Annotated in this window: 24 protein-coding genes; 2 read left to right on the plus strand and 22 right to left on the minus strand. The window is 44.5% G+C overall.

Annotation, left to right across the window (positions count from 1 at the left end; all coding sequences use genetic code 11):
* Positions 1–20 precede the first annotated feature (20 nt).
* The 10 genes from JJ692_RS14855 to proG form a co-directional block, all read right to left on the minus strand.
* Positions 21–989 (minus strand): ABC transporter ATP-binding protein, encoded by a 969-nt coding sequence (locus JJ692_RS14855; RefSeq protein WP_073204901.1) that lies wholly within the window; start codon positions 987–989, stop codon positions 21–23.
* Positions 986–1897, minus strand: coding sequence for a C40 family peptidase (locus JJ692_RS14860; protein WP_073204898.1), 912 nt, complete (start codon positions 1895–1897; stop codon positions 986–988). The genes JJ692_RS14855 and JJ692_RS14860 overlap by 4 nt, the downstream gene beginning before the upstream one ends.
* Positions 1897–2976, minus strand: coding sequence for a dipeptide epimerase (locus tag JJ692_RS14865; RefSeq protein ID WP_073204895.1), 1080 nt, complete (start codon positions 2974–2976; stop codon positions 1897–1899). Before JJ692_RS14865 ends, JJ692_RS14860 begins: the two co-directional genes overlap by 1 nt.
* Complete coding sequence (locus JJ692_RS14870; RefSeq protein ID WP_025092301.1) at positions 2973–3914, minus strand: S66 peptidase family protein; 942 nt, start codon at positions 3912–3914, stop codon at positions 2973–2975. Before JJ692_RS14870 ends, JJ692_RS14865 begins: the two co-directional genes overlap by 4 nt.
* Before the next feature lie 316 nt (positions 3915–4230).
* Positions 4231–5853 (minus strand): peptide ABC transporter substrate-binding protein, encoded by a 1623-nt coding sequence (locus JJ692_RS14875; protein WP_073204892.1) that lies wholly within the window; start codon positions 5851–5853, stop codon positions 4231–4233.
* On the minus strand, positions 5850–6863 hold the full coding sequence (locus JJ692_RS14880) for an ABC transporter ATP-binding protein (protein ID WP_073204889.1): 1014 nt from the start codon (positions 6861–6863) through the stop codon (positions 5850–5852). The genes JJ692_RS14875 and JJ692_RS14880 overlap by 4 nt, the downstream gene beginning before the upstream one ends.
* A gap of 7 nt (positions 6864–6870) precedes the next feature.
* Positions 6871–7833 carry an ABC transporter permease gene (locus JJ692_RS14885; protein WP_024424622.1) on the minus strand — a complete coding sequence of 321 codons (963 nt, stop codon included), beginning with the start codon at positions 7831–7833 and terminating at the stop codon, positions 6871–6873.
* Entirely contained in the window at positions 7830–8765 is a 936-nt protein-coding gene (locus tag JJ692_RS14890; protein WP_024424621.1) for an ABC transporter permease, read from the minus strand. The genes JJ692_RS14885 and JJ692_RS14890 overlap by 4 nt, the downstream gene beginning before the upstream one ends.
* Positions 8766–8783: 18 nt before the next feature.
* The gene (locus tag JJ692_RS14895) at positions 8784–9608 is read right to left on the minus strand and encodes a M55 family metallopeptidase (protein WP_073204886.1); all 825 of its coding nucleotides are present in this window, start codon (positions 9606–9608) and stop codon (positions 8784–8786) included.
* 189 nt (positions 9609–9797) lie between these two features.
* On the minus strand, positions 9798–10622 hold the full coding sequence (gene proG, locus JJ692_RS14900) for a pyrroline-5-carboxylate reductase ProG (RefSeq protein ID WP_073204883.1): 825 nt from the start codon (positions 10620–10622) through the stop codon (positions 9798–9800).
* A gap of 167 nt (positions 10623–10789) precedes the next feature.
* On the opposite strand from proG, the gene JJ692_RS14905 reads away from it, so the two are divergent.
* The gene (locus tag JJ692_RS14905; RefSeq protein WP_073204880.1) at positions 10790–12079 is read left to right on the plus strand and encodes a S1C family serine protease; all 1290 of its coding nucleotides are present in this window, start codon (positions 10790–10792) and stop codon (positions 12077–12079) included.
* Positions 12080–12114: 35 nt separating this feature from the next.
* Here the strand turns inward: JJ692_RS14905 and JJ692_RS14910 are convergent, their stop codons facing one another.
* Entirely contained in the window at positions 12115–13071 is a 957-nt protein-coding gene (locus tag JJ692_RS14910; RefSeq protein ID WP_025092293.1) for a ring-cleaving dioxygenase, read from the minus strand.
* A gap of 329 nt (positions 13072–13400) precedes the next feature.
* Here JJ692_RS14910 and JJ692_RS14915 point away from each other — a divergent pair, with 329 nt between their 5' ends.
* On the plus strand, positions 13401–14726 hold the full coding sequence (locus JJ692_RS14915) for an APC family permease (protein WP_025092292.1): 1326 nt from the start codon (positions 13401–13403) through the stop codon (positions 14724–14726).
* A gap of 174 nt (positions 14727–14900) precedes the next feature.
* Here the strand turns inward: JJ692_RS14915 and JJ692_RS14920 are convergent, their stop codons facing one another.
* The 11 genes from JJ692_RS14920 to JJ692_RS14970 all read right to left on the minus strand — a co-directional run bounded on the left by JJ692_RS14920 (position 14901) and on the right by JJ692_RS14970 (position 24561).
* Positions 14901–15230 carry a bh protein gene (locus tag JJ692_RS14920; RefSeq protein ID WP_034281483.1) on the minus strand — a complete coding sequence of 110 codons (330 nt, stop codon included), beginning with the start codon at positions 15228–15230 and terminating at the stop codon, positions 14901–14903.
* A gap of 63 nt (positions 15231–15293) precedes the next feature.
* The gene (locus JJ692_RS14925; protein WP_024424944.1) at positions 15294–16250 is read right to left on the minus strand and encodes a sugar-binding transcriptional regulator; all 957 of its coding nucleotides are present in this window, start codon (positions 16248–16250) and stop codon (positions 15294–15296) included.
* A gap of 93 nt (positions 16251–16343) precedes the next feature.
* Positions 16344–17129, minus strand: a complete 786-nt coding sequence (locus JJ692_RS14930; RefSeq protein WP_206534470.1) for an SDR family NAD(P)-dependent oxidoreductase — start codon at positions 17127–17129, stop codon at positions 16344–16346.
* On the minus strand, positions 17107–17808 hold the full coding sequence (locus tag JJ692_RS14935; protein WP_175579094.1) for an SDR family NAD(P)-dependent oxidoreductase: 702 nt from the start codon (positions 17806–17808) through the stop codon (positions 17107–17109). The genes JJ692_RS14930 and JJ692_RS14935 overlap by 23 nt, the downstream gene beginning before the upstream one ends.
* Before the next feature lie 25 nt (positions 17809–17833).
* A complete protein-coding gene (gene lpdA / locus JJ692_RS14940; RefSeq protein ID WP_122631228.1) occupies positions 17834–19216 on the minus strand; it encodes a dihydrolipoyl dehydrogenase in 1383 nt (460 codons plus the stop codon).
* A gap of 12 nt (positions 19217–19228) precedes the next feature.
* Positions 19229–20554, minus strand: coding sequence for a dihydrolipoamide acetyltransferase family protein (locus tag JJ692_RS14945; protein ID WP_122631227.1), 1326 nt, complete (start codon positions 20552–20554; stop codon positions 19229–19231).
* A gap of 17 nt (positions 20555–20571) precedes the next feature.
* On the minus strand, positions 20572–21552 hold the full coding sequence (locus tag JJ692_RS14950; RefSeq protein WP_034281944.1) for an alpha-ketoacid dehydrogenase subunit beta: 981 nt from the start codon (positions 21550–21552) through the stop codon (positions 20572–20574).
* A 31-nt stretch (positions 21553–21583) separates the two neighbouring features.
* Positions 21584–22567, minus strand: coding sequence for a pyruvate dehydrogenase (acetyl-transferring) E1 component subunit alpha (pdhA, locus tag JJ692_RS14955; protein WP_024424949.1), 984 nt, complete (start codon positions 22565–22567; stop codon positions 21584–21586).
* A gap of 180 nt (positions 22568–22747) precedes the next feature.
* The gene (locus tag JJ692_RS14960; protein WP_024424950.1) at positions 22748–23779 is read right to left on the minus strand and encodes an alcohol dehydrogenase catalytic domain-containing protein; all 1032 of its coding nucleotides are present in this window, start codon (positions 23777–23779) and stop codon (positions 22748–22750) included.
* Positions 23776–24222: a hypothetical protein gene (locus JJ692_RS14965; protein ID WP_073204868.1), complete on the minus strand. Its 447-nt coding sequence runs from the start codon at positions 24220–24222 to the stop codon at positions 23776–23778. The genes JJ692_RS14960 and JJ692_RS14965 overlap by 4 nt, the downstream gene beginning before the upstream one ends.
* A 60-nt stretch (positions 24223–24282) precedes the next feature.
* Entirely contained in the window at positions 24283–24561 is a 279-nt protein-coding gene (locus JJ692_RS14970) for a PTS sugar transporter subunit IIB (RefSeq protein ID WP_003212259.1), read from the minus strand.
* Positions 24562–24565: the final 4 nt, after the last annotated feature.

Genomic DNA, 24565 nt, shown 5'->3' on the forward strand with positions numbered 1-24565 from the left:
TGTCTAGCTTGTCCTATTTTCTATTTTCTATTATATAAATGACAGGCGACTTCATGTCCTTCTTCCACCGCTTGTAATGTCGGCTTTTTTTCAGCACACACATCCATCGCGGCAGGGCATCTTGTTCGAAATACACAGCCGCTTGGCGGGTTCACTGGACTTGGAATTTCTCCTTTTAAAATAAACCTTTTGCGTTTGTCCTCTACGTCAGGATCTGGAATGGGGATTGCAGACAGCAAGGCTTGTGTATATGGGTGAAGCGGTGTTTGATATAATGCATCACTTGTCGTCAACTCGACGAGATGGCCTAAATACATCACACCGATCCGGTCACTAATATATTTCACCATTGACAAGTCATGTGCAATAAAGAGAAAAGTTAATCCTTCCTCTTTTTGCAATTTTTTCAGCAGATTCACGACCTGCGCTTGAACGGAGACGTCTAGTGCAGAAATCGGCTCATCTGCCATAATAAATTTTGGCGCTAAGGCAAGTGCTCTTGCAATGCCGATTCTCTGCCTCTGTCCTCCGCTAAATTCGTGCGGATAGCGGGTGGCAAAATCATAGCTTAATCCTACCGCTTCGAGCAGTTCTTTCACGCGGGCAATCCTTTTCTTTTGACTGCCATAAAGCTGATGAATCTCCATTGGCTCCAGCATAATATCTTTTACTGACAGTCTTGGATTTAACGAAGAATACGGATCTTGAAAGACCATTTGCATTTGCCGGTTGAAATCAAATGATTCTTTTTTAGAAAGGTGGTGAAGACTTTTCCCTTCATATAAGGCTTCACCATCTGTTGGTTCATAAAGACGCATGAGCACTTTTCCAAGTGTGGATTTGCCGCAGCCAGACTCACCAACGAGACCAAAGGTTTCACCTTGTTTCAGCTGAAAAGAGACACCATCCAGCGCTTTTAAGGTTCTCCCTTTCGAAAGGTGAAAATGTTTTTTAAGGTTGTTTACTTGTAAAAGTGGTTCAACTGTCATGTATCGCTCCTCCTCTCACTTGGTAAATACCGCCTTGCACCTGCCCATTCCTTTTCATATGAAGTGCCAGAAAGAGAGAGAAGCTCAATTTGTCTGCCGGTTTTAGGCGAATGAAGCATCATCCCGTCCCCAGCGTAGATCCCTACATGGCGGACCGCTCCCTTTCCGTTTTCATTTGCAAAAAACAGCAAGTCGCCTTGTTCTAAATGACTTGATGTAACCGGCGTTCCTTGAACTGCTTGGTCACTTGCGTCTCTCGGCAAAAGATATCCGCACGCTTTGTACATGCTGTAAGCAAAGCCTGAACAATCATAGCCAAAGCTGCTCATGCCTCCCCATAAATAAGAAAGGCCAATAAATTGTTTTCCTGCGTCTACGACATCTTTGCCGGTCAAAGAGAAAGCTTGCGATACTGGGCGTACATCCGCTTTGTTGATTTCTCTTATTCCTACTGGGGTGACAACATGAAATTGATCATCTGTTTCTTTGGAGGCTGCCAGCTCTGTTAAAAAGCTAATCTCCATATCAGGTTCCCCGTTTTGATAGAGTGTGGCTTTTTTCTGACAAACGATAAGAGATGCAGCTGACGCACTTCCCTCTGTTACTTGTTTTAATTGCTCAGCAGGCATATAGCCTGGATAGCCTTGCGGATGTTTCCGGCTGGCCTGCTGCGGAATGACGACTTTCATCCAGCCATCTGTCTCTTCTAATCCAATCACTCGTCCGCCGAGCAGTACTTGAGATTGAATCAAATTTTCTTCACATAAAGCCAGCTTTTCTTCATATGTTTGCTGGTCAATCCATTCTTTGATGTTGATGGAGTCCTGAAGTACCTTTCGATCGATTTCTCGGGGAGACTGCGGCGCTGTCCAAACGTTAGCGACTGGAACCTTTGATTCGTATATCATCATGAGACTCCTTTCACCCCTTGAATGCCTAACCCATGATGCAGCGGTAAAAATATATCTTTTCCTTTGTACACGATTCCTCCGTCTATCATGTCCTCTTTCAGCATAAGCGGGGCATCAAAATCGCAGCGGGTGATATTCGGTTGGCTTGCGGCGAAATGTGCCGCTGCTGTAATGCCAAGCTTTGACTCAATCATACTGCCAACCATGCACTGAACACCGTATGCTTCGGCAAGGGCATTGATTTTTAATGCTTCTTTTATGCCGCCTGATTTCATTAATTTTAAATTGATCAGATCACAGCTTCTCGTTTCAAGCACCTTGATTGCATCATGAAAACTGAAAATGCTTTCGTCTGCCATGATCAATGGATCAACTGCTTCTGTCACACGGCGCAGACCTTCGATATCTTCTTTCGGCACTGGCTGTTCTACTAGTTCAATATTCAGCGCTTCCATTTTTCGAATGGCTGTGATCGCTTCCTTCCACGTCCAGCCCTGATTGGCGTCGAGCCTGATCTGAATGTCTGGCCCGACTTTTTCTCGAATACGCTTGATCCGCTGAATATCCGTGTGTATGTCATCTTTTCCCACTTTGATCTTTAACGTCTGAAAGCCTTCGGCTGCGTATTGCTTCGCATCTTCTGCCATCTCAAGCGGCCGGTTTACACTGACCGTATAGTCGGTTTCGAGCTGATGACGATATCCGCCAAGGTATTGATAAAGCGGAAGTCCTGCCTGCTTTGCTAACCCATCATACATGGCCATATCGATTGCAGCTTTTGCGCTTGTATTGCTTGCGAGCACGCGGTTCATAGCAGAAAAGATTTGTTCATACTCTGCCAAGGAAGCCCCGAGCAAAATGGGTCTGATCACTTCACAGATGGCATAGTCGATGCTTTCCAGCGTTTCTCCTGTAATCACCGATGTGGGAACTGCCTCTCCGTAGCTGACGTCACCTTGATCATATGTGATGATGACGATCAGAGATGCTGCGTCATACACCGTTCTTAAAGCGGTTTTGAAAGGCTTTTTTAGCGGTACACTCGTTCTGCATGTACGAACATCGACAATTTTCATTTGATCGCCTCTTTCGCTGCAACGCCTGGAGAAATGTGCAGTTTTTTCCCTGCGGCATCTAGTGCAGCCTGCACGCCCATCGGAAAGGCAAAATTCGGTGATGAATGACCGATCCGAAAGCCGCCGAGTGCAGGTTTCTTTTGCGGCACAATATAGGTTTCCCACAGCTGTTCCAAGGTTAAGGACTGGTCTTTCTTTTTTGGTTCACATTGATGAAAATCTCCAATGATGAATCCAGCCGCATCATCCAATTTTCCAGCAGAGGTGAGGTGCTGCATCATGCGATCGATTTTATAAGGCTCTTCGTCAATATCTTCAATGAACAACAGCTTTCCCTTCGTATCAATTTCAAAAGGTGTACCAAGTGTTGTCACGATGAGGGCAAGATTCCCTCCTATGATGTCACCTGACACGGTGCCGGGGTAGAATGTATGAAGAGGTGACAAGTGATGCGTATACGTAAAGGCCTTCGGCGTGAACAGCTGCAAAAAGGTATCCTTCGTATACGGATGGACCTCTTCAAGTCCCACATCAGAGGAAAGCATTGGACCATGAAAGGTCACAAGACCGGTCTGCTGCTGGATGGCCGTATGTAAAAACGTAATGTCACTATAACCCCAAAAGATTTTTGGATTCCGGCGAATGAGGTCATAATCAATGGCTTCCGCAAGTCTTCCAGTTCCGTACCCTCCGCAGGCACAAATAACTGCTTTGACTTCTGGATCTTGAAACATGCCATGAAGATCTTCCACTCTTTCATGATCACGCCCTGCTAAATACCCGTACCGGGAATCGAGATACTTCCCTTTTTTCACCTTCAGCCCAAGGCTCTCTAAAAAGGCAATCCCTTTTGCTAATTTCAACTCATCAGGCGGGCTTGCTGGTGCGATAATCCCCACCGTATCCCCTGTTTGAAGCGCCGCTGGCAGCTGGTTCATGCCAATCCCCTCTTTCTCTTTATTTCTTACAATCTATGGGCATTTTCTCCATAACATGAACAAATAAAGGAACAGACGCTTTTGTTCAAAGCGTCCCATATTGTTGACAAAGGGCTAAAATGATCTTTATTTTAGCCCTTTGTCTTCTATTCAGCGTGACCTGAAAACCTTTGCAGCCCTAGGAAGGACGAGCATCGGAGCGGAGCGAATTTGACATTCATGAGCACCGAAGCGCAGGACTGACAAAGAATGCGAGGGTTTGTCCTCGTGCTGAGACGCTTTTGTTCAAAGCGTCCGTGTCCCTCATTCCCTTCAATTACTCTCCATCTACTTGTGCCCATTTCAAATCGATATACCCAACAGGGTGGCGGACAATTCCCTTCACGCCCTCTTTTTGCAAATGAACTTGGTTATAAAAATGAATTGGAATGATCGGTGCTTCTTCAATGAGAAGTGCCTCTGCATCATGAAGGATGCTGTTTCTTTTTTGTTCATCTGCTTCCTTTCTCGCCTTTTTCATCAGCTGATCATAGGTGTCGTTTGACCATCCAGTCCGGTTCATCGCATTCCCTGTTTGAAAGCTCTCTAGGAAATTAATCGGATCTGCATAGTCTGCTAAAAATGAACTTTGCGAGAATTGAAATTTCAGCGCCTTTTGATCTTCTGCAAATACATTGGCTTCCATGTTCGCAAGCTTCACGTCTACACCCAGCGCTTCTTTTAATTGCTGCTGGATGGCTTCAGCTTTTTTCTTGTTCTCAGGCTTTGTGCTATATGTTAATGTGACGGGCGGCAGCTTTGAATAGTTCTCTTCTTTCAGCCCTTTTTCTAATAGCTTCGCAGCTTCACTCGTATCTTGTTTGACAAGATCGCCGCCAGCTTCTCTGAAATCCTCACCCTTTGAATCTAGAATCCCCGGCGAAACGAAGGCACGAGCTGGCTTCTCTTTATTCTTCGTTACATAATCCACGATATCTTGCGGATTGATCGCCATTTGAAAGGCTTTGCGAATGTTCTTATTTTGAAAAGGTTCCATGTTCACATTCAGACGATAAAAGAACAGTCCAGCCTGATCTTCAATTTGTACATCTTTATTTTTCAGCAAATTTTCACTTTGTTCTGCTGGGACGAAGGCAGTATCTAAATCTCCCGATTGATACATTTGATAATCAGTGTTTCGATCGCTGATCATCAGCCACTTTACCTGATCCAGCTTGACTGATTTTTTGTCCCAATACGTCTCACTTTTTTCCATAGTGAAGCTCTCATCATGCTTCCATTCTGTCAGCTGAAACGGTCCATTCCCAACAAAGGTTTTGGCATCCTTTGCCCAGTTTGGATCCTTCTCTGCTACCTTCTCATTGACAGGGAAAAAGGCAGGGTTTGCGGTCATATTTAAGAACGATTTCTGCGGGTATACCAGTGTGACCTTTAGCGTTTTGTCATTTTCAGCACTGACTTTTACATCCTCTTTCTTTCCTTTTCCGCTGTTAAATGCCTCTCCGCCTTCAATCATGTAAGCTAAGAACGATGCAGAAGAGCCTGTTTTCGGATCAAGCAGACGCTTCCACGCATATTCAAAGTCACTCGCTTTCACTGGATCACCATTCGACCACTTGATGCCGTCTCTTAAATGAAATGTGTACGTTTTTCCATCCTCTGAAATTTCCCATTTTTCCGCCATTGCAGGAGATGGTTCGTGCTTTTCATTCAGTCTTGTTAATCCCTCCATTAAGTTATTCAGACCTTGCCACGATACATTATTAAAACCAATCGGCGGGTCAAATGACGTCGGTTCGTTTTCGTTATTTAAGGTTAATACTTTCTTTTCATTCTTGTTGCTTGATGATCCTTTACCTGCTTGCTCATTGGCTGTACATCCTGCGAGCAGCATGATGATGAACAAACAAACACTAATGATCCACCCTTTTTTTCTCATGAAAAACTCCCCCTTTGTGTTGAAGATAACATCGCTTGGTTCGCTCGCTCATCCTGGAGCCAGCAATGCACTGTATGAGTAGGTGACCGCTGCGTTTCGTGCGGCATGATATGATCGCACACTTTCATGGCAGCCGGGCAGCGATCGGTATACGGACAGCCCTTTGGCGGTGCAAATAAATCAGGCGGGCTTCCTTCAATCGGAATCAGTTCATCTTTCATATCAAGTCTTGGAACGGATTGCAGGAGTCCTTTTGTATAAGGATGCTGAGGACTGTAAAAAATATCATGCCTTGTTCCGGTTTCAACCATTTTCCCTCCGTACATGACTGCTACCCGGTCGGCAACTTGGGCTACGACTCCTAAGTCGTGTGTGATTAAGATAATGGTAACCCCTGTTTTCCTCTGAATCTCTTTAAACAGTTCTAAAATTTGTGCCTGTATGGTCACATCCAGCGCGGTCGTCGGTTCATCTGCGATCAGCACCTTTGGCTCACAAATCAGTGCCATGGCAATCATGAGCCGCTGCCTCATTCCCCCGCTGAATTGGTGCGGGTATTGCTTTAATCTCTCCTTCGGCTGCGGAATACCAACCAAATCAAGCATCTGTATGGCGGCTTCTTTCACTTCTTTTTTCGTCAGCTTTTGATGCTCCTTCGCCGCCTCCATCAGCTGATCTCCTATTGTCAAGGTTGGGTTTAGTGCTGTCATCGGATCTTGGAAGATCATCGAAATATCGACACCTCGTATGGCGCGCATTTCTTTTTCAGATAATGACAGCAAGTTGCGGTCTTGAAACCAGATTTCTCCCTGATCGACTTGCGCGCTGTATGCAGGCAGAAGCCTCATAATGCTTTGTGATGTCACACTTTTTCCGCAGCCTGATTCTCCCACAATGGCTAAGGTTTCTTTTTCATATACATCGACATTCACTCCGCGTACTGCTTGAACTGAACCGCCGTATGTCCGAAAGCTGACGTGCAGATCGATGATTTGTAGAACTTTTTTCAAAGCGCCATCACCTCTTCATCTTTGGATCAAGCGCATCTTGCAAGCCATCACCTAAATTGTTAAAGCAAAACATCGTAAGTGAAATAAAAAATGCCGGGAAAAATAAACGCCACCAATGTCCATTGTCTGACAGCACAGTCGGCAAAGCATCATTGGCCATCACGCCCCAGCTTGCAAATGGTGCTTGAATACCTAAACCGAGAAAGCTTAAGAACGCTTCAGCAAATATCGCGGTCGGCACAGTCAGGGTCATTTGGACGATAATCGGCCCCATCGTATTCGGCAGCAGGTTGCGGCGAATGATCCGCAGGCTTTTGGCACCAAAGGTCTTTGAGGCAAGGACATATTCCTGGCTTTTCAGCTGAAGAACCTGACCTCTCACAATTCTTGCCATTCCAATCCATCCGGTGACAGTGAGCGCTACAATAATGGTGACAAGCCCTGGGCCCATGAGCACCATCAATAAAATGACGACAAGTAAATAAGGAAGTCCGTAGAGTACCTCGACAATCCGCATCATGACATGGTCATAGCGTCCGCCTTTATAGCCGGCTATGCCCCCATAAATCACACCGATGGCAAAATCAATCAAGGCTGCCATGACACCCACAAATAACGAAATGCGTGCTCCGTACCAAGTCCGAGTAAACACATCTCGTCCAAGCTCATCTGTTCCAAACCAGTGAGCAGCCGAAGGCGGCAGATTTTGCATCGAAAGACGCTGCTCTGTCACACTATTTGGCGCAAGCAATGGGCCTAAGACTGCCATGACAAAAAGAAAAATCAGAACCGATAGACTAAACATCGCAAGCTTATTTTGCTTCAGCCGCCTCCATGTATCTGCCCAATAGGAAAGAGAGGGTCTTTTAATGGCATGGGCTTCTGTTTTCTTTTGCTCTCGTGGAGAAAACCATTCGTCCGGCACTTCAGGATGCCTGTTCGGTGGATCATGCTGAAGGTGTATACTCATGCCTTTCCTCCTTTCTGATGCAGCTGAATCCTTGGATCAAGGAGACGGTACGCCACATCGACAATGAAGAGAAGTGTGATTAAAATAATGCTGTAAAAAACAGTGGTTCCCATGATGACAGGATAATCACGGTTGTTTATGCTCTCGACAAAGTATTTTCCCATTCCAGGAATGGCAAATATTTTTTCAATGACAAAACTTCCTGTTAAAATACTTGCGACAAGTGTTCCAAGAATGGTCACAACGGGTAATAGTGCATTCCGAAGCGCATGTTTAAATACAATTTTAAAGGGAGAAAGTCCTTTTGCTTTGGCCGTACGGATATAGTCTTGCGACAGCACTTCAATCATGCTCGACCTCGTTAACCTGGCGATAATGGCCATTGGGCTGACAGCAAGGGCGATTGTAGGCAGCACCATATGCATTGGACTTGTCCACATCGCTGTAGGAAAGAGCTTCAAATTGACAGCAAGCTGCTGAATTAATAAGGTAGCAAAGATAAAGTTTGGAATGGATATACCGAATACAGCAATCGTCATGGCGATGTAATCAATCAAACCATTATGCCGGAGGGCAGCCATAACCCCTAGCAGAATGCCAGAGATGACAGCAATCAATATTGAGATAAGACCAAGTTCTAATGAGACTGGGAAGCCTCTCGCCAATAGATCATTGACACTTTCAGAAGGCTTTTTAATGGAAGGACCAAAATCAAAGGTAACAATGGATTTTAAATAGATGACATATTGAACATAGAGTGGTTCGTCTAAGTGATAGTAGCTTTCGAGGTTTCGCTGGACGGTTTCGTTTGTATTTCGTTCTTCATTGAAAGGCGATCCTGGGATGACCTTCATTAAAATAAACGTTAAAGTCGTAATCGTTAAGATCGTGGCAATCATCGCAATAAAACGCTTGAGCAAAAAGCTGGCCATCTGCTGTCTCCCCCTCGCTTAACAAAATGTTGTACGTGCGGCAAGCTCTGTCATGACAAGCATTGCTTGATAGGCTTCTAATATATTGTCTGCCTGGTACGTCACCGTCGTTGTTCCTTCTATGATGGCAGTACCGGGCATTAAATTCGCCCATTCAGCTTGTCCATAATTGGCAAACTCAATCTTAAGCAGCGGCTGATCAGGAGGCGTCAGCGGCTTCATTTGATCAATCTGTTTCATCGCGGCTTCCACTTGCTGCGAGATTTGTTGATTGACTTTGGGTGGAGTTAAGCATTTCACAGCAGATCTTGAGATTGTCTCTTTCACTGCCACTGTTTTCACACCAGGCATCAGCTTTTCTGCCTCAAGTGCTGCTTGATCATCCCCGCAAACAAGAATCACCGGCACACCATAGTAGCCTGCAACATACGCATTAAAGCCCATTTCACCAATTGGATGATCATTTATGTAAAAATGTCTGACCCCAAAAATCATACTGTGTGACATCACACCTTTCATTGATGCCCTTGCATGATAGCCTAAAAAAACAGCTGCATCATAGGTTTGATCCAATCCTTGCACCATTGAATAAGGCTTTACGTCACCTGATATGAGAACTGCCTCTTCATGCAGTTCTTCGATCAAAAGATTATTCATTTTAGAATGACTGTCATTCACCAAAATGTCGGTGGCACCATGCTGAAGAAGTGCATCTACACAAGCATTCACTTCACCCGTCATAATGCGTCTGCCACGCTCGTAGTTATGCTGGCGTGAATCAACAAATGTATGATCAGCTAGACCAGTAATTCCCTCCATATCGACAGATAGATAGAGCTTCATTCCCATCCCCCTTTAATTAAACATAAAATTTGTGTATATTTTTCTAAATTTTCTAAAAAATTATATGAGAACTTGATTGATTTTTCAATACAATGTCCGAAAATAAGGAGTTTAGACTCAGATAATACAGGTCAAACGGCTTTTTTAGAAAGGATTTTTTTAACAAATAAAACACCACTAACTATGTCTTTAGTGGTGTTTATCCGCTTCGTTAATCTGCGATTTCAGCTGTTCATATTTCTTCATGGTTTGTGTAAATAAATCATCAAACATCTGAGGTGCCTGCTGTTGAATGACCTCAGCACCTTCTCCTGTAATTCCCCCTTTTGTCGCCACTCTATCGACAGTTTCAGCAAAGGTTAGGCCTCGTTCTACGAGGATCTGGCCAGTTCCTAAAAGGGCATACGTTAAAAATTCATTCGCTTCCTCTAAGGAAAGATCACTATTTCTCACAGCCGCTTTCGCCATTTCTTCAAAAAGAGCAGCGATAAAACCAGGAGATGAGCTTGTCAAATTGCTCGCCGCATCAAACCGGTCTTCCTCTACTTCCCTGACGATGCTAAAAGCTGAAAGCAGCCGGTGCAAACGCTCCTTGTCCTCACGTCCTGCGGCTGCACCATGCGCAACAAGGGACACGCCTGTCCCAACAGCTGACGTGAGCGTTGGGATGTATCTGGATACTGGCTGCGCTGTATGCGCCTGTAACTTTTCTAATGTCACAGCTGCTGCTACTGACACAATATGTACCGCTCTCCCTTTAGAAGGCAGCTGATCCAGAACATTTAGTACAGCAAGCGGCGGCACGCAGACAAACAATATATCACATGACGCAGAAAGTTCATCTAATGAACAAATGTTGATTTCTTGGTGCTTTTCTTTGAGCTGATGAAGGCGCTCCGTTTCACTTCTTGTATGGATCATGATTTGATGAGCATCCAGCACCCCATTTTCCAGCCACTTTTGCACCATCATATCAGCCATACTTCCATATCCAATGATTCCAATTGTCTCCACAGTTTAATCTCCTCTATCTTGCTTAGATTCACTACTTATTTTAACAATTTCCCACAATGTTTTCATTTTTATCCCACACTTTTTTCATACGATAAAGTCAGTCCCCACCACATACGGTAAAACACCCAAACACATACATGAAAAATCATTGAAAGAGAGTGATTGAAATGACAGAGCACAAAGATGACAAACAAATAATTGAACAACCTCAAAAACAGAAAAAGCCAAACGGCTGGTTTAAGCCATTTGTCAGCGGTGTTGTAGGCGGTACATTAGCGTTAGGTGTCTACGTTCTTACGCCATATGCTCAGCATTCATCAGACAGCACCGCAAATGATTCGGCAGCAAAAACAGAAGCAGTATCGACAAATCACACGAATTCGTCAAAAGCAACAGCCGTCCAAACATCAAATTCATCAAGCAGCATCTCAAGCATGGTCGAAAATGTATCACCAGCTATTGTCGGCATTACAAACTACCAAGCGCAAACTCAAACAGACACGAGCTTTGGCGATTTCAGTACGCCTTTCGATGAATCACAGCAAAACAAAAGCAGTCAAGAGGAAGAAACCGGTACAGGCTCAGGAGTCATTTTCAAAAAATCAGGCAATAAAGCCTATGTCTTAACAAACAACCACGTCATTGAAGGCGCAAATAAACTAACCGTATCCTTACACGATGGCAAAACCATTGAAGGAAAACTGGTTGGAGCTGATCCGCTCACTGACTTAGCCGTTGTAGAAATTAGCAGCAGTCATGTGACGAAGGTGGCGGCATTAGGCAATTCCTCATCACTGCGTGCTGGAGAAACCGTCATTGCGATCGGAAACCCGCTTGGTGAAGATCTTTCAAGAACGGTGACACAAGGAATTGTCAGCGGCGTCGACCGAACAGTCTCTATGAACACATCAGCAGGTGAAAGCAGCATTAATGTCATTCAAACAGATGCAGCTATTAACCCAGGTAACAGCGGCGGTCCGCTTCTGACGACAGACGGAAAGGTTGTGGGGATCACGAGTATGAAAATCTCTGAAACAGGTGTTGAAGGCATTGGGTTCGCACTGCCAATCAATGATGTCAAACCAATCGCTGATCAGCTTCTCACAAAAGGAAAAATTGAACGTCCATATATCGGCATCAGCATGCTGGATCTCGAACAAGTTCCAGATGTGTATCAAAAAGAAACTCTCGGACTTAAAAGCAGTCAGCTCGATCAAGGCGTGTACGTCAAAGATATCGCCGCAGGTTCACCTGCCGCCAAAGCTGGCTTAAAGTCAGAGGATGTCATTACCGGCATCAATGGGAAACAAATCAAAACTGGCAGTGAATTACGTCATGAGCTATACACGAATGCAAAAGTAGGAGACACCGTGAGCATCACCCTCATTAGAAACGGAAAACAAGAAACAAAGCAGGTCACATTAACACAATCTGAATCTAAGCAGGTCAGTTCCTAATAAAAAAAACAGCTCAGTTGATGAGCTGCTTTTTTTTATGACGACTGAATTGGTGTTAGTCTTTGTTCAATTTCTGCTCGTTTATGCTCTAGGAACGGCGGAAGGGCTAATTGATCACCAAGTTCGTCCACCCCTTCATCCACTGTAAACCCAGGGCCATCTGTTGAAATTTCAAATAAAATACCATTCGGTTCTCTAAAGTAAAGAGCTTTGAAGTAAAAGCGTTCTACGACACCAGAGTTCGTAAAGCCTGCTTTTGAGATTTTTTCATACCATTTTTCAAGCTCCTCTGCATCCTTCACGCGAAATGCGACGTGATGCACACTTCCTCTTCCCGAACGCTCAGAAGGCCCTTCTGTTTTTTCGATCACATGAATTTCTGTTCCAGCACCGCCATTTCCTGATTCAAAAATGGTCACGATCTCACCATCATTTGATTGTTCACGTGCTCTTTCAGTGAATCCAAGGATGTCTGTTAAAACACGGATCGTCTTATCAGCTTCTGCAACGGTTAATTCAACTGGACCTAAACCTCTAATCGCAAACTCTGCCGGAATATCGTCATGCACTGGCGGTGAGCCTGCCTCTTGCGTATTCGGTTCTACTGTTAAAAACAGCTGCTGCCCTTCTGGGTCTTTAAAACGCAAAGCAGGTCTTCCGCCTCTCAAGGAAGCTGTTTCTTGCTGCACGCCTTTATCTTCAAACCGCTTTTCCCAAAACGTGAGTGCCTCTTCAGAAGAAACGAGAAGACCTGTGCTTGTGATCGCATTTGTCCCTTCCAAACGGCGGGCAAGCATTGGAATTTCAAAGAATGTTAGCTCTGTTCCTGGTGAAGCGACCTCATCTCCATAAAACAAATGATACATAGACGGATCATCCTGATTGACTGTTTTCTTTACAAGTTTTAAGCCAAGGATTTGGCGGTAGAAATCAACATTTTTCTGAGCATTGGCTGTTAACGCAGATACGTGGTGAATCCCATTGATTTTCATTATTTTCACTCCTATTTTAAATTATCTCGAATTCGAGATAATATCCTTATGAATAAAATAGTTCATTTTTCAAGAAAAGTCAACCATTTGGCTGCACGTTTACTGGATGTTCGGTTTTCGGTCATTAAATTAACATTAAATCAAAAATAAACTTTCATTGTTCGTTTTTAACACAACATTTACCCTAATATCTCCAATAAAAGAACACTTTTAAATACAAATACGAAAATCAGAAAATTTTTTTAATTCTTGTTTTCCTAAAATCGTATTACAATGAACAAAATACATGTCACAGTAACGTACGAAAGTGATGCAGGAGGTCGTGTGTAATGAACAAAGAACAACCAGCGTTAAAACAAGACATCGGCTTATTTTTCGCCCTATCTCTTGTCATCGGGACCATTATCGGGTCAGGCGTCTTTATGAAGCCAGGCAACGTCCTTTCCTATTCAGGAAGCTCAGACATCGCATTATTCGCTTGGCTGTTAGGTGGAATCTTAACCCTTGCAGGCGGACTGACTGTCGCTGAAATTGGTACACAAATCCCGAGAACTGGCGGTTTGTACGCCTATCTTGAAGAAGTGTATGGTGAATTTTGGGGCTACTTATGCGGCTGGGTGCAGATTATTATTTACGGACCCGCCATCATTGGTGCACTTGGTCTTTATTTTGGTTCATTATTAGCCAATTTATTTTCTCTTTCGACTTTGTGGTCTACAACGATCGGCATTATCACCGTTTTATTTTTATGTATCATTAACATCATGGGAACAAAATACGGCGGATTTGTTCAGGGGCTGACTACTATCGGAAAGCTTGTCCCAATTGCCGCGATTATTGTGTTTGGCATATGGAAAGGTAACGAAAACATCTTCATGGCCGTCAACGATAGTATCGCTCAAATGAACTTCGGTGCAGCGATTTTGGCTACGCTGTTTGCCTATGATGGCTGGATTTTACTTGCTGCGCTTGGTGGTGAAATGAAAAACCCTGAGAAACTGCTTCCTCGCGCGATGGCAGGCGGAATTTTAATCGTGACGGCTTGTTATCTCTTTATTAATGTCGCACTTTTGCACGTGCTGCCAGCTGATCAAATCGTCCAGTTAGGTGAAAATGCGACAAGCACTGCTGCTACCATGCTCTTTGGACCAATTGGCGGGAAAATCATTAGTATTGGGATCATCATCAGTATCTTTGGCTGTTTGAACGGAAAGGTTCTTTCATTCCCACGTGTGATTTTTGCGATGGCAGAGCGAAAGCAGATTCCTTTCGCCAACGCGATTTCGCGGATTCACCCAACGTTTAAAACACCTTGGATCGCTGTATTTGTGCAAATTTTGATCGCCATTGTGTTTATGATCGTCAGTAATCCAGAGAAACTGTCTGAGGTGTCGATTTTCATGATCTACATCTTTTATGTCATGGCCTTTTTCGCCGTCTTTAAGCTGAGAAAACAAAACAGCGGAATGAAGCGTGCGTACAGTGTACCACTTTACCCGCTGACACCGATCATTGCGATTATCGGTTCATTATTCGTTTTAATCAGCACCATGATCACCGATTGGAAAAGCTGCCTGATCTCCATGCTGATCGGGATGGCCGGACTGCCTATTTATTATTATATGAAAAAAGCACAAAAAAAAGCAGAGCACTAATCAGTGCTCTGCTTTTTTCCCTTCTTTACAGCGTAATAGAAAACCTTTGCAGTGTAGGAAAGACGAGTACCGGACCGGAGAGAATGTGACATTCGTGAGCACAAGAACAGAGGACTGAGAAAAAATGCGAGGGTTTGCCTACACGCTGAAGCAGAGCGCTAAACGGTCTCTGCTTCATTTTTTATATTGTTTGATCACTTTGTATGATTCGTTTAAATATCTCATGAGCCGGTATGGCTTACTAAGCACGCGGATTGGGAGCCTTGAGATAAATCCATTCAGGTTCGACTTATATTCCTGCGTGATCCGCTTTGGCTTTGTTGCTATTTTCTCGTATACTTCCTTGTAAAATTCCTTCATGATGTCGACTTGCACACTGATCTTTTGATGACACTCTGTACACTCAACGCTTTTCATCTGATCATTCACATAAACGATGCTGTGGAGGGTCTCTTCTTGGCACCGAGTACAGTGTAGGTTTGCTTCCATTTCGGTTTGCTTCAAGATACACAGCTCCTTTCTCGTTTGATGTTGCTCTTGTTATATCATTCGAACGCTGCCAGTCTTTTATTGAACGGATGCTTCCTTTAAAATGGCTGCCGCCGTTAGTTCGTCTGTCACCAGTACTTGGATGAAGCCGCCATTTAAAGCCCCTAAAATGCTCTCAGCTTTATGGGTGCCTTCTACAACAGCGATGACCGTTTTGACGCTCTTTAATTGTTCCAGCGATAAGCCAATGACCTTCTGATTCAGTTCATCTTGGACAGGTTTTCCTTCTCCATCAAAGAAACGAAAGCCAATATCACCGACAGCCCCTGATTGCCTTAAACCAGATAAGTCCTCTTCTTTTAAATAACCGACTGTTTTTAAAGTTGACCCTTTATGCGGGTTGCCAATACCGATGAGGGCAATATCCACATTTCTGCCTTCTTCAAGCACAGCTTCTATGTCCTGCATCGCCATAAGCCGTTCTTTTAATTCTTCTGTTTCTAAAATCGCAGGGGCATATAAATAGGAACACGTGCCGTTCATTTTCTTTGCCAGCTCATATGCCAGCTGATTGGCATGAATGTCGACCGCCTGCCTGCCCATTCCGCCCTCTAAAGGAATGACCTTCACATCATTTCTTCGTTCAAAAGGATATTCTTTGACAAGCTCAGCTAGCGTCGTGCCCCATGAAATACCGATTTTCTCCGCATTTTTCATGTTTTTAGACAAATAATAGGCGCCTGCTTGACCGACTGCCCGCTTCACCATCTCAGACATTGTCCCGACACTTGGGACAACGACCGCATCTGTTAATTGAAAGGTTGTTTCTAGCTGCTTTTCAAGTTCCACCGTATGAATGCTTTCGTCTTTAATGTACACTTCAACGATTCCCACATCTTTCGCTTTTTGTAAGAGCTTTGAAATGACTGGTCTTGAGACATTGAGCTTTTTTGCAATTTCCTGCTGCGTCCACCCGTCTGTATAATAAAGATGAGCAACTTTGACGAGCTGTCGTCTTTCTTCCCAATTCAGCATGTGACATCATCCTTTTAATATACTATGATTACCAGTATACCAAACATTCGTTTCCAATTGGAACAATTGTTATGAAAATGACAAAAAGAGCGATTAACTCTCCGCTCTTTTTCCCTCAGTATATTTCGGCTGATACGTTCTCCCTCCGTCTAACAGGATAATTTGTCCGTGCAAATAACTCCCCTCGCTACGTGTGAGAAATAAAGTGAGTCCTGCAATATCCGCAGGCTTTCCTAATCTTCCGATGGGAATGAGTGATTGCAGCTGCCGTTTCTCCTCTACAGTAGGATAGAGCGTATCAAGCATTTGAGATTCAATGACGCGGGGGGCAATCACATTGATGCGTATATGATGCGAACCTAGTTCTTTTACGAGCGAACGCATCAATCCAAAAGCCCCTGCTTTTGATGCATAATATTGAATACCGCCGCCTGATCCGGTGATTGCCGATCCCGATCCAATAATGACAACACTGCCTTCCTGCCGCTCACACATATAGGGTGCCAACGCTTTGATGCAATAGTAAAGACCATATAAGTTCACAGCCAGTGTCTTTTTCCAAAGTGAAAAATCGACTTCTAAAAAAGGCAGTGATTTTGTCATTCCTGCTGAATACACAAGGTGAGCAATACCGCCCAGCTCCCTTTCAGCTTCTGATATCATTTGCTGAACACTTTCCCACGATGAAACGTCAGCTTGAAATATCAGCAGCTGAGGATACTGTGTCTTTAAGAGCGAAAGTCCCTTTTCGTCTATATCTGACACGGCGACTTGGTGCCCTTCTTTTAAAAACCGCTCAGCAATTTCTTTTCCGATCCCTTGGGCTCCGCCAACGATGAGAACTGGTTTTTGCACATTAGCCAGCACTCTCACCCCCATCAAGCATAATCGCCGCGCCATCTGTAAATGCACCATAGGATGTACTGAGAAACACCGTCATATGGGCCACAGTCTCCTTGATTTGCTCTGTATCAGGAACCAAATCGAGAGGCGGCGGCAGCAGCGCAAGCACCCGAATACCTTTGTCTTTAAATTCTCTTGCTAACCCTTTTGTCATGGCATTCAGCATAGAATTTGATGTAGCATGTGAGATCCCGCCATCCCCTGTGATACTGCCTGATGACGATATATTAATGATGCAGCCTTGCTTCTGATCAACCATATGCCATACGGCAGCCTGACTGGAAAGAAAGACGGTATTCACAGCCGATTCCACTTCATCCACCCACTCATCTGGGCTCACGTCATCAAGCTCCGCGTCCGCTCCTTGTTCAGCTTGATTGACCAAAATATCCAGTTTACCGCATGTATCAATCACTTGCCTCAGCATCCGTGTGGCATCACGCGGCGTTTCCAGCGGGTTCTGAATGATACTCGCTTGACCGCCCATTTTTTGAATGTCTTCACGAATGGTTTTAGCCTTTGATTCATCATGAAACGTGTGTAAAAAAACATGTGCACCTGCCCGGGCTAAAGCCAGGCAGATGGCTTCTCCAAATCCATCTGTGCTACCTGTCACAAGTGCCGCTTTCTGATGAAGCTGGACGTGCACATGCATCTCCTCCCTATCCCTTGTTTGGCAATTATTTTCTCAGCTTACTCACGATATCAAGTGCTGCTTCATAAAAACCTTCTGAGATGGTCGGATGCGGATGAATCATTTTCGCCATCTCTTCTGCTGTTCCTTCTAAATACATAAAGGAGGAAGCTTCTGAAATCATCTCTGTGACGTGCGGGCCAACCATCGTCGCGCCAATCACTTCACCATAGGCTGTATCATATACCAATTTAATAAAACCTGTTTGCTCGCCTGCCGCTAGTGCTTTACCGCTTGCCGCTAAATCAAATCGTTCTGCCCGCACGTTAAGTCCTTTGGCTTTTGCCTCTTTCTCAGTCAGACCGACACTTGCTACCTCTGGTAATGTATAAATACATCTAGGCATGATATTAGCATTCATTTTTTCAGACACACCGCAAATATTACTGACCGCAACAGCGGCCTCTGCCATCGCTGCGTGAGCAAGCTGATAGCCGCCAGCGACATCCCCAACTGCATAGACACCTTCCACGCTTGTCTGCATCTTGTCGTTCACCTTGATAAAAGGACCATCCAGCTGAAGGTCAAGCTGGCTGACAGCAGAAACGCTAGGTCTTCTTCCTACACAAACAAGCAGTCTTTCAGCCGTAAAGATATGCGTCTCTCCTTTATCGTCTGATGCATGAACCGCTTTGATTCCTTCGCTTTCCGTCACCTCTGTCACAGTGGTTTTTTTCGCGATATGGATGCCTTTTTTCTTTAACTCTCTTTCTAGCAGCTTAGATGCTTCCTCATCCTCTTGCGGAATAATAGACGGAGCCGCTTCGATAATCGTGACTTTTGATTGAAGACTCTGGAAGATACAAGCCAGCTCAAGTCCAATGACACCGCCGCCAATGATGACGACAGAAGCCGGAATATCTGGGATGTCAAAGATCGTATCACTTGTGTCAAATTGAATGTCTTTAAGGCCCGGTATTGGCGGAATGGCAGGTGAAGATCCAGTAGCAATGATGAGTTCTTTCGTTTCGATCGATTCTGCCCCATCTTGCTTTTCAATCTCAATCCGGTGCTTTGTAACAGCTGTACCTCTGCCGTTATATACATCAATCTTTCCTTGCTTTAATAAAAAGGCAATTCCGCCTCTGAGCTTTTCAATGACGTCATCTTTGCGCTTTCTCATTTTATCGAAGGAAAGGACCAAATCACCTGTTTCAATTCCCCAGCTTTTCGCCTTCTCAATTGATTCAATGACTTCTGCATGTTTGAGCAGCGTCTTTGAAGGAATACAGCCCCGATTTAAACAAGTACCGCCTAGAAAATCCTCTTCAATCAATGCGACCTTCCGTCCACGCTCAGCTGCTTGAAGGGCGGCAGTATACCCGCCAGGCCCTCCGCCAATGACTGTCAGATCATACGTTTTCGTCATCCGATTCATCTCCTACATTAGCAATTCAAATGGTTGTTCAAGCACTTTTTTAAGATCTGTTAAAAAGGCAGCCGCTGGTGCGCCATCTACCACTCGGTGATCAAACGATAAACTAACGCCCATCATCGGCCGCACCTGAATTTCCCCATCTACTACAACAGGTTTTTCTTGAATGCGCCCAACCCCTAAGATCGCCACTTCTGGCTGATTAATAATCGGGGTAAAGGTATCAATGGCATACATCCCTAAGTTACTAATGGTAAAAGTGGACCCTTTCAGCTGGTCTGGCAGCAGTTTTTGATCACGTGCGTTTCGGCCGATTTCTTTCGCCTCTTTTGTCAGCTGTTTTAACCCTTTTTGGTTCGCATGAGAAATGACTGGAACCATTAAGCCATCTTTTACAGCGACAGCGAGACCAATGTGCACATCATCATGGAAATGGAGCTCATTTTGTTCAAACGTCATATTGATATGCGGGTGGCGTGTGAGTACGTTGCTGACCGCATGAATGATAATTTCTGTGAACGACAGTCTGTAGCCTGTCTCTTTTTCAATCGCTGGCAATAGTTGTTTGCGTACTTCTTTCGCTTTTGTCATATCGATTTCACTTGTTAATGTCACGTGCGGTGCTGTAAAGGCACTTTGTGACATGCGGTCAGCAATCACTTTTCTCATGCCAGCTAGTTTTTGTGTTTTCGCTGGAGAAGACTCTGCTGTTTGTGCAGCTGCTGCCGTTACATCACTCTTCATAATTTTTCCGTGTGCACCAGATCCAGCCACATTCGCTAAATTGATTCCTTCACGAGCAGCCACTTTTTCTGCAAGTGGTGACACGCGCTGATCTTTCTCACTAGAGTGGACGGCCGCCTCGACGTCACGCTTTTGAACTCTGCCTTTAGGTCCTGTGCCAGATACCTCATGAATCGCTACATGATGATCCTTTGCCGTTTTTCTCGCCGCAGGTGTGGCACGTACTTTTTCATTAGGTGTTTTTGGGACTTCAGTAGAACTGGATGAAGCCGCTTCTGATGAAGACGATTCGCTGCTGCCTGGTGAATCTTCATCTGATTGTGCTGGCGGTTCACTTGGCACCTGTTCATTTGCCTCTCCGATGTATCCAATGACAGCATTAACTGGAATTTGATCATCGGCTTCATAATATTTCTTTAGAAAAATACCATCATCATAGGCTTCCACCTCAATATTGATCTTGTCTGTCATAATTTCAAAAAGAGGCTCACCGATTTCAACCGAATCTCCTTCTTCTTTAAACCATTGAAGCAAGGTGCCGACTTCCATCGTACTGCTTAGCTTCGGCATAAATATCTCTTTTGGCATGATCTTCTCCCCTTTACTTAAGAGCGCACAAGCTCTTTTGCTGCTTCAATAATATCTGGCACTTGTGGAATGACCGCTTTTTCCAGCGTCGGGTTGTATGGTATTGGAACCGCAAGACCGCCAAGTCGTTTAATTGGAGCATCTAAGTAGTCAAAGGCTTCACTTTCCGCTATCATACTTGCAATCTCTCCGCCATAGCCGCCTCGTTTTACCGCTTCATGAACGACGATACATTTACCTGTTTTCTTCACAGATTCGATAATCGTTTCTTCATCTAATGGCACAAGTGTTCTTGGGTCAATGATTTCAACATCGATTCCCTCTGCTTCTAGTTCCTTCGCCGCTTCTAACGCTTTGTGTACCATAATCGCTGTTGCTACAATCGTGACGTCTTTCCCGCTTCTTTTCACATCTGCTTTCCCTAGAGGAATGGAATATTGCTCTTCAGGCACTTCACCGATTGTTTTATATAAAAGCTTGTGCTCGTAGAAAATGACAGGGTTGTCATCATCCATCGCCGCTTTTAAAAGTCCTTTTGCATCATAGGCTGTTGAAGGCTGAACCACTTTAAGTCCTGGAATATGTGCCATCCACGCTTCTAAGCTTTGGGAGTGCTGCGCCGCTGCACCCGTTCCTGATCCTGCTGGTGTTCTTACGACAAGCGGCACCTTTCCTTTTCCGCCAAACATGTATCGTGTTTTGGCTGCTTGGTTCACAAGCTGATCCATTGCGATTGTGATAAAGTCAGAGAATTGAAGTTCTAAAATCGGACGCATACCAGTTAAAGCCGCTCCGACTGCCCCACCTGCGATGGCAGCCTCTGAGATAGGTGTATTGCGAACACGCTCTGGACCGAATTCTTCAATCATGCCGCGCGTGACCCCAAAAGCACCTCCATATACGCCGATATCTTCACCTAAAATGAAGACATCCTGGTTTTCTCTCATTTCCTGACTCATAGCCTCTCGAACGGCTTCTAAATATGAAATCTCTCTCACTGTTGTTTTTGTCACGTGATTCCCCTCCTAATTAGGCGTATACATCCTCTAATAGTGTGTCAATTGACGGTTCTTTACTGTTTTTGGCGAATTCTACAGACGCTTCAATTTCCTGCTTTGCTTCTTCCTGTAAGCTTGCTGCCTGCTCTTCTGTCAAAACATTCAGTTCAATCAAGAGAGACTTAAAGCGTTTGATTCCGTCTTTTTGTCTCCACTCTGTCTCTTCTTCACGTGTACGGTATTTTTTCGCATCACTCTTAGAGTGACCCTTCCAGCGGTATGTTTTCATTTCAATGAGTGATGGGCCTTCTCCCGCTCTCGCACGGCTGACTGCTTCATCAACTGTGTTCATAATTTCGACCATGTCATTTCCATCAACCGTTTTTCCTGGCATTCCGTAGCTTTCTGCTCTTGTTGAAATGTCTTCAATGTTGATCATTTCTTTCACAGGGCCAGACATGCCGTACTGGTTGTTTTCACAAATAAACACAACTGGTAAATCCCAAATAGACGCAAGGTTTAATGCTTCATGGAAGCTGCCTTCATTTGTGGCACCATCTCCGAAGAAACAAAGAACAACAAAGCCTTCCTGCTTCATTTTAGATGTGAGCGCTGCACCTGTTGCCAGCGGGATACCGCCGCCAACGATTCCATTTGCCCCAAGATTTCCTTTTTCTAAGTCCGCAATATGCATGGAGCCGCCTTTTCCTTTACAATAGCCGGTTTCACGTCCAAACAATTCAGCCATCATTTTATTAACCTCGGCCCCTTTTGCAATACAGTGACCGTGTCCCCTGTGTGTGCTGACGATCTTATCTTTATCTTCTAATACGGCAATCGATCCAACAGCTGACGCTTCCTGTCCAACACATAAATGAGTGGTGCCATGGATAAGTCCTTTTGCAAAAAATTGATCGACCTTTTCATCAAAATATCTCACTAACCACATTTGTTTATATAAATCTGCTAATTTCTCATGACTAATCTGTTCAGGCAAAGTGATTTGTTTTTGCATTTCTTCTCTCCCCTTTACATTTGTTCTTATGTGTTACATTTGTAATTATCATACGTTTAAGTGTCATCGAAGTCAAGCATTTCTCTCTCATTTTTAAGCGTTTTCATCTTTTGTCAGAAAAAAAGAGAAAGGCAAAGCCCTTTTCCAAAGAACTTCTCTTTCTCTTTTAATCTCATACACTCATTCATCTGGATACATCATGATTTTGACGCTCTCACCCTCAGGATGCCTCGCACATTCTATCGCCTGAAGCAGCTGGCTTAATGGATAACGATGCGTCACCATCTTTTCAGTGTTGACCACTTTTGCTTTCAAAAGCTCAAGGGCTTCACGATAATGATATGGATGCGAGGAATAGGCTCCTACTACCTTCACTTCATCATTGAAAAATCGTTCAGCAGGAATGGCCACATCTCCCTTTGGAAAATGAGCAAACACCAAAATCGTCCCGCCTCGCGCTACAGCCTGAAACGCTTCTTTTAAAAGCGCACTGCTCCCAACAGAAATAATGACAAGGTCTGCTCCCTTTCCATCTGTTTCTTTCATCACCCGGTTTTCAACCGGCTCAGCTGCTGGATGGAAGGAGGCGTCTGCACCTAAACTCCTCGCTTGCAGCAGCCTGTTCTCATTCACATCTGTTATCATCACTTTCCCAGCCAAATAATATTTGGCGAGCTGCAATTGAATACAGCCAATTTGCCCCGCTCCAAGGATCAAGACGGAATCTCCTGGATGAACAGGAGCTCGCTCAAACCCATGCAGACAGCAGGCTACCGGTTCTACCATCGCCCCTTGCTCATACGATACATCTTTTGGAAGCTTGCCCATCGTGTGCTTGACATGCAAAGCAGGTACACGGATATATTCTGAAAACCCGCCCGGCTCTACATTTGTGGCTGTAAACTGCGGACACATCGTATAAAACCCCTTTTGACAAAAGTCACAGGTGAAACAAGGCACATGATGCGCCACATAAACCCTGTCTCCCGTCTGGACATTTGTCACACGCTTGCCGGTCTCGACAATATCACCAGCGATTTCATGCCCCAGCACTGTCCCAGGAGGTACTGTCTCATGCGTTGCTTTGTAAATATCCGTTCCGCATAAGCCGCAGGCTCGCAGCTTTAACAGAACTTCATCATCACCGATGACTGGCCGGTTCCGCTCCTCATACCGAATGTCCTCTGAAGAATAAAAGACAGCTGATTTCATGTAGCAGCATCCTCCTTTTCATCACCCTTCGCAAAATCCTGTAGTGTTTGAACAAGCTGCTTGTACTCACTCATCTCACTTGATATCCAGTAGCGCCCTCCGAATATCCGGGCTGGTCCCACCCTGACATAGACTTTCCCAATATGAGGATATGGCTTTAAAAAAAGCTTTCCTTTAATATCAGAAACTGCATATGTGTGCCATCTGCCAAAAGCCCCTATCTTCAGTTGATCTTCACTAATGACGACGTTTGTCGGCTGGTTCAGTCCTGTAATACTAGAGAGCATGAGAATAGGCAGCGTATAAACGCCTAACACAGCTAAAGGCTCAGGTCCTGCTGACCATAACGTATAAAGAGACCAGAGAAAAAACAGACAGATGAGCACAGCCGGAAGAAAAATAGACAACATTGCAGACGTTCGGCTATAAGCATGATGCTGCATGAGACTTCCTCCTTTCAGATCACTAGAAGGAGCCCGAAAGCTCCCCCTTGAAATAGTCTTCTACTTGATATGATCGATGATTTTCTCGATATCATCTTCAATACCAAATCCAGTTAAAAAGGATAATGTTTGAATCACAGGTGTCCCTTTTGTATCACTCACAGGCGTTGTTGTCACAATTAAATCTGCACCCTCCGCTTTTTGCGGGACTTCAGATGCCTTACACTGTTCCACGACGACATCATATCCTTTTTCCTTTAATGTCTCTTCTACCTTTTTAGCCACAACCGTTGATGTTGCAACTGCCGTTCCGCATGAAACTAATATTTTCTTCGCCATTAGA

The organism is Bacillus sp. 3a, from assembly GCF_017161885.1.
GTDB lineage: Bacteria > Bacillota > Bacilli > Bacillales > Bacillaceae > Bacillus > Bacillus safensis.

What these genes read in the sequence shown, in the direction of transcription:
- JJ692_RS14860 (WP_073204898.1), bottom strand. Translation starts at nt 1,897, where the DNA reads ATGATATACGAATCAAAGGTTCCAGTCGCTAACGTTTGGACAGCGCCG.
- lpdA (WP_122631228.1), bottom strand. Translation starts at nt 19,216, where the DNA reads ATGACGAAAACGTATGATCTGACAGTCATTGGCGGAGGGCCTGGCGGG.
- JJ692_RS14935 (WP_175579094.1), bottom strand. Translation starts at nt 17,808, where the DNA reads ATGCATGTGCACGTCCAGCTTCATCAGAAAGCGGCACTTGTGACAGGT.
- JJ692_RS14945 (WP_122631227.1), bottom strand. Translation starts at nt 20,554, where the DNA reads ATGCCAAAAGAGATATTTATGCCGAAGCTAAGCAGTACGATGGAAGTC.
- pdhA (WP_024424949.1), bottom strand. Translation starts at nt 22,567, where the DNA reads ATGCAAAAACAAATCACTTTGCCTGAACAGATTAGTCATGAGAAATTA.
- JJ692_RS14930 (WP_206534470.1), bottom strand. Translation starts at nt 17,129, where the DNA reads ATGGGGGTGAGAGTGCTGGCTAATGTGCAAAAACCAGTTCTCATCGTT.
- JJ692_RS14865 (WP_073204895.1), bottom strand. Translation starts at nt 2,976, where the DNA reads ATGAAAATTGTCGATGTTCGTACATGCAGAACGAGTGTACCGCTAAAA.
- JJ692_RS14965 (WP_073204868.1), bottom strand. Translation starts at nt 24,222, where the DNA reads ATGCAGCATCATGCTTATAGCCGAACGTCTGCAATGTTGTCTATTTTT.
- JJ692_RS14960 (WP_024424950.1), bottom strand. Translation starts at nt 23,779, where the DNA reads ATGAAATCAGCTGTCTTTTATTCTTCAGAGGACATTCGGTATGAGGAG.
- JJ692_RS14855 (WP_073204901.1), bottom strand. Translation starts at nt 989, where the DNA reads ATGACAGTTGAACCACTTTTACAAGTAAACAACCTTAAAAAACATTTT.
- JJ692_RS14870 (WP_025092301.1), bottom strand. Translation starts at nt 3,914, where the DNA reads ATGAACCAGCTGCCAGCGGCGCTTCAAACAGGGGATACGGTGGGGATT.
- JJ692_RS14905 (WP_073204880.1), top strand. Translation starts at nt 10,790, where the DNA reads ATGACAGAGCACAAAGATGACAAACAAATAATTGAACAACCTCAAAAA.
- JJ692_RS14890 (WP_024424621.1), bottom strand. Translation starts at nt 8,765, where the DNA reads ATGGCCAGCTTTTTGCTCAAGCGTTTTATTGCGATGATTGCCACGATC.
- JJ692_RS14915 (WP_025092292.1), top strand. Translation starts at nt 13,401, where the DNA reads ATGAACAAAGAACAACCAGCGTTAAAACAAGACATCGGCTTATTTTTC.
- JJ692_RS14970 (WP_003212259.1), bottom strand. Translation starts at nt 24,561, where the DNA reads ATGGCGAAGAAAATATTAGTTTCATGCGGAACGGCAGTTGCAACATCA.
- JJ692_RS14875 (WP_073204892.1), bottom strand. Translation starts at nt 5,853, where the DNA reads ATGAGAAAAAAAGGGTGGATCATTAGTGTTTGTTTGTTCATCATCATG.
- JJ692_RS14925 (WP_024424944.1), bottom strand. Translation starts at nt 16,250, where the DNA reads ATGCTGAATTGGGAAGAAAGACGACAGCTCGTCAAAGTTGCTCATCTT.
- JJ692_RS14885 (WP_024424622.1), bottom strand. Translation starts at nt 7,833, where the DNA reads ATGAGTATACACCTTCAGCATGATCCACCGAACAGGCATCCTGAAGTG.
- JJ692_RS14910 (WP_025092293.1), bottom strand. Translation starts at nt 13,071, where the DNA reads ATGAAAATCAATGGGATTCACCACGTATCTGCGTTAACAGCCAATGCT.
- JJ692_RS14895 (WP_073204886.1), bottom strand. Translation starts at nt 9,608, where the DNA reads ATGAAGCTCTATCTATCTGTCGATATGGAGGGAATTACTGGTCTAGCT.